Raw genomic sequence first — 3,583 nt, 5'->3', positions numbered from 1 at the left:
GATTTGTCACAGTAAAGGTCTACTTATTTACGACAGGAATCCAGATCTCTGAATAATAATCTGCCTGACTGGCATCTTCGATCGAATAAACTTCCATTTCAGCTGAACCGCTTGGGCGATAAGAGCTCGACGGGAACCATTCGCTGTAGATTTTCTCCCACATTGATTGAATTGCTTGAGGCATCGGGCCTACTACTTCAAAAACAGCATAAGTCGCCGCGGGAATTTCCATACGGTCATAACGTGCTGGAACCTCGTCTCCATCATAAGCAGTAGCAATCCAATACTCTAAAGTACTTGCAGCTGTATCAATCATGCGACAGACTCCAAGCATTCCTTGTACTGCGCCATTATTCAACGCGACCAATTCGTCATCCACTCCGTTTTGATGAACTTCTTGCCACATTTTTGGAATCTCTCTTGTATTTTCCCCGTTTTCACACGAGAACTCTCTTTTCACACCAATAATCGGAAATGCCTCTTTTTCTTCAATTCGCACCTTCATCGGTAACGCCCCTTTCAATTGTACAGAGATGACCAAACGATTGTAGGAAGTGAATCCTTTTTTTGAAGATCGTGCTTCAGATGGCGACAACCCATGCTGCCGCTTGAATGCCTTCGCAAAAGATTCCGGTGTCTCATAACCATATTTGAATGCCACATCGATTACTCGCACGTCCGTCAATGCGAGCTCCTCTGCAGCAAGAGTCAACCGGCGGCGGCGTACATACTCCATCACACTCATGTCCGTCAGAACCATGAAAATTCTTTGAAAATGAAATACAGATACATTCGCTTCTGCAGCGGCATCCTCCATTTTGAAAGCAGTCTCTAAATGATTCTCCAAATAATCTATTGAGCGTTGCAGCGCTTCTATCCAACTCATTCCATCACCTCGTAAAATTATCTTATTCCTATTTCGACATTGAATCCTGTCTTTTCCTGCTCGATTCGGACAGGTGGACGGTTTTCTTCATATTGAGTGGACTCTCAGTCTGATTTTTTGGCGTTGATGTATGAAAAACCTTCATTTGACTTAAAAAATCAAAAAACGAGAGGGATTAAATATAGATTTTGGTTAACTTGTAGTCTTATAAAATATCGTCAATCTTGATAACTTAGCTACTCTCATCAAGAGCTTGATGATTAAGAAGCCAACTGCCGCACCAATCGTATTGAGAATGATGTCGTCAATATCAAACTGGCCAATTTGAAGGGAAAACTGTAACACTTCAATAGTAAACGTTATGGTCATGCTTCCCACAATCAATTGAGTGAATGATTGATATTTTTTAAATAAGATGGGAAGGAAAATGCCCAGAGGGATAAAAATCAACACATTCCCTAACGTATTGTTGATGATAATGTCCACATTGAATTTATCCGCACCCATTAAATATTCAAAAGTATTTCCAAATGGGATCAAATTCGAATTTTGTTGCCATGTGGCTAAATCGAAGAATCCATTAGATTCTGGCGAGATATAAAAGTATTGATTGAAATCAAATTTATAATTAATGATTCTCGATAATATCCTCAAGAAAAGTAAGTTACTTAGAACAATTAAAGAATAGATGCCAAATAAAAGCCAATTAATCTTTCTGAACATTTTATAGTATGGAAATATAGAGTGTTGGAATCCTTCTTCTATACTTTTCTCATCCCCAAAGCTTTGCAATGCTTTATGTGTGGATTCTGATTCAGAAAATCCCTGCTCCAGAAATTCCTGTTTCAATAAAAGGATATGCCCTGTCATTTCTTCAGTCATTTCACTTTTTTCATGTTCATCGCAATTAAGTTCACTTACGATTTTCCTAATGTAGGCTTCAATGGTTTGATCCATGCTATTCCCTCCGAACATACTTTGATTAAGTCACTTATCTTCTTCCACTCTTGTAACTTCCGGGCCAACTCTTTTTTCCCCGAATCTGTAATGCGATAATATTTCCTTCTGGCACCGACCTCTGGATTATCCCAATAAGATTCAAGCCATTTTTTGTTTTCCAAACGTTTCAAAGCTGGATATAATGTTCCCTCACCCATGTTGTAAAGTTCTCCACTATTATGTTTTAATGTCTTCACCATTTCATAACCGTACATGTCTTTTGTATTTACAATGGACAGAAGTAATATATCGATACTGCCTTTCATGATTTCCTTATCCATTAACACCCCTCCTTATGATTAATAACTTTTTACATCGTAACACGATGTATGTTGTTCTACAATGTTTATCAAGAATATTTTTCCATAATTATTATTAAGTGAATGACTTCCTTTAATTAGTATGGTTAAATGACTTCAATAGCGCTAAAAAGGAGATTACCAATGATCATTCATGGACACCTAGTAAAAGGGAATGATGTCGATAACGAAACACGCTGCCTTCATTACCATTCAGAAATCGATCGAATCGCCATCAAGTTTTATTGTTGCGATACCTATTATCCTTGTTTCTCCTGCCACGAAGAGGTTGGATGTGATTCTCCTCAAGTTTGGCCAATTGAACAGTTCAATCAAAAAGCTATATTGTGTGGCGCTTGCGGGCATGAATTGACCATTGATGAGTATCTGTCTTGTAACTCCACTTGTCCAGCTTGCCGAAGTGCATTCAATCCGGGCTGTAGCCTCCATAAGCATCTTTATTTTCAAACATAAAAACTCCCCATCCATTAAGGGGAGTTTTATTAGTTAATCATGAATTTATTTATTGTTTGCTGTTACTTCAACTACCCTTACATCTGCTGCAACAATTCTCATTTCCTGCAAGGGGTTGTCCAGAAGCACATGATATTTATATCCATTTTCACTCTCGTATACTTCATCGTATAGCCACCAGCCGAAACCCTACAAAGGACCTGGTCTTCTCAACTAGATCGCTGTAAAAACATATGTAGACAACGATTGTAAATAAGGATAGTTCTTTAAGGCTTCTTCCAACAAATTCACTTCGGATTTGATTAGCTCTTTTAATTTCAATGGCATATGGTTAATTTCCTCGAGTTCTTTTTGGTAATCACTTAACGTCATATCAACTTCCCATTTCCCATCTTGGAGCTTTGTAGAAGATATAGATTGCTCATCGTTAATCGTCCAACCAGCACTCTCAGCAATAGTCGTTAAATCTTTTGGTGTGAACAATGTCCGTACATTTGAGAAGCTGTTCTCTTTGAAGCACTCGAATTGAGCTTGAATATGCACCGCTAAAAAATGAGGATATTGCTCAATGGTATGAAGTCGTGGATCCCATTCAGCAAAACACAATTGTTTCGCCCATTTCTTCGTTTTCTCCAACAATGCTTGTAATTCATCTGCCGATTTCAAATACCAGGAACAATGCGACAGAACAACGTAATCAAATGAGTTTTCAGGAAAATCGACTTCCGCTGCTAACACATCCAACTCAAACTCCATACGTATTTGTTTTCCTAGCATTGATTTCATTAAATATTCTGCTGCGTCTCCAACAGTTATTGGACTTCCATAACTAGGTGGAGCAATGTCCACCCCGTGCACAAAGCCTCTATCCCCTACTAAATACGCAAGAACTGCCGTCGTATCACCTTGACCACAACCTATCTCA

Annotated in this window: 5 protein-coding genes and 1 pseudogene; 1 reads left to right on the top strand and 5 read right to left on the bottom strand. The window is 38.6% G+C overall.

What is annotated here, in order from left to right; all coding sequences use genetic code 11:
• Positions 1 to 19 precede the first annotated feature (19 nt).
• The 3 genes from AC1DSB_RS16390 to AC1DSB_RS16380 form a co-directional block, all read right to left on the bottom strand.
• The gene (locus tag AC1DSB_RS16390) at positions 20 to 886 is read right to left on the bottom strand and encodes an AraC family transcriptional regulator (protein WP_477531100.1); all 867 of its coding nucleotides are present in this window, start codon (positions 884 to 886) and stop codon (positions 20 to 22) included.
• Positions 887 to 1,078: 192 nt separating this feature from the next.
• The gene (locus AC1DSB_RS16385) at positions 1,079 to 1,843 is read right to left on the bottom strand and encodes a VanZ family protein (RefSeq protein ID WP_477587127.1); all 765 of its coding nucleotides are present in this window, start codon (positions 1,841 to 1,843) and stop codon (positions 1,079 to 1,081) included.
• On the bottom strand, positions 1,804 to 2,166 hold the full coding sequence (locus AC1DSB_RS16380) for a PadR family transcriptional regulator (protein ID WP_477587126.1): 363 nt from the start codon (positions 2,164 to 2,166) through the stop codon (positions 1,804 to 1,806). Before AC1DSB_RS16380 ends, AC1DSB_RS16385 begins: the two co-directional genes overlap by 40 nt.
• Before the next feature lie 162 nt (positions 2,167 to 2,328).
• On the opposite strand from AC1DSB_RS16380, the gene AC1DSB_RS16375 reads away from it, so the two are divergent.
• Positions 2,329 to 2,658 (top strand): CHY zinc finger protein, encoded by a 330-nt coding sequence (locus AC1DSB_RS16375; protein ID WP_477531097.1) that lies wholly within the window; start codon positions 2,329 to 2,331, stop codon positions 2,656 to 2,658.
• Positions 2,659 to 2,703: 45 nt separating this feature from the next.
• Here the strand turns inward: AC1DSB_RS16375 and AC1DSB_RS16370 are convergent.
• Together AC1DSB_RS16370 and AC1DSB_RS16365 are read right to left on the bottom strand one after the other, a co-directional pair.
• Positions 2,704 to 2,826, bottom strand: a pseudogene (locus AC1DSB_RS16370) (hypothetical protein); the annotation flags it as partial.
• 45 nt (positions 2,827 to 2,871) lie between these two features.
• On the bottom strand, positions 2,872 to 3,583 hold a 712-nt coding region (locus AC1DSB_RS16365; RefSeq protein ID WP_477587125.1), incomplete at its 5' end, for a class I SAM-dependent methyltransferase.

The organism is Paenisporosarcina sp. P4_E4_2 (assembly GCF_056401595.1).
The sequence above is the reverse complement of the archived record's forward strand: the minus strand, read 5'-3'. Positions and strand labels throughout refer to the sequence as shown.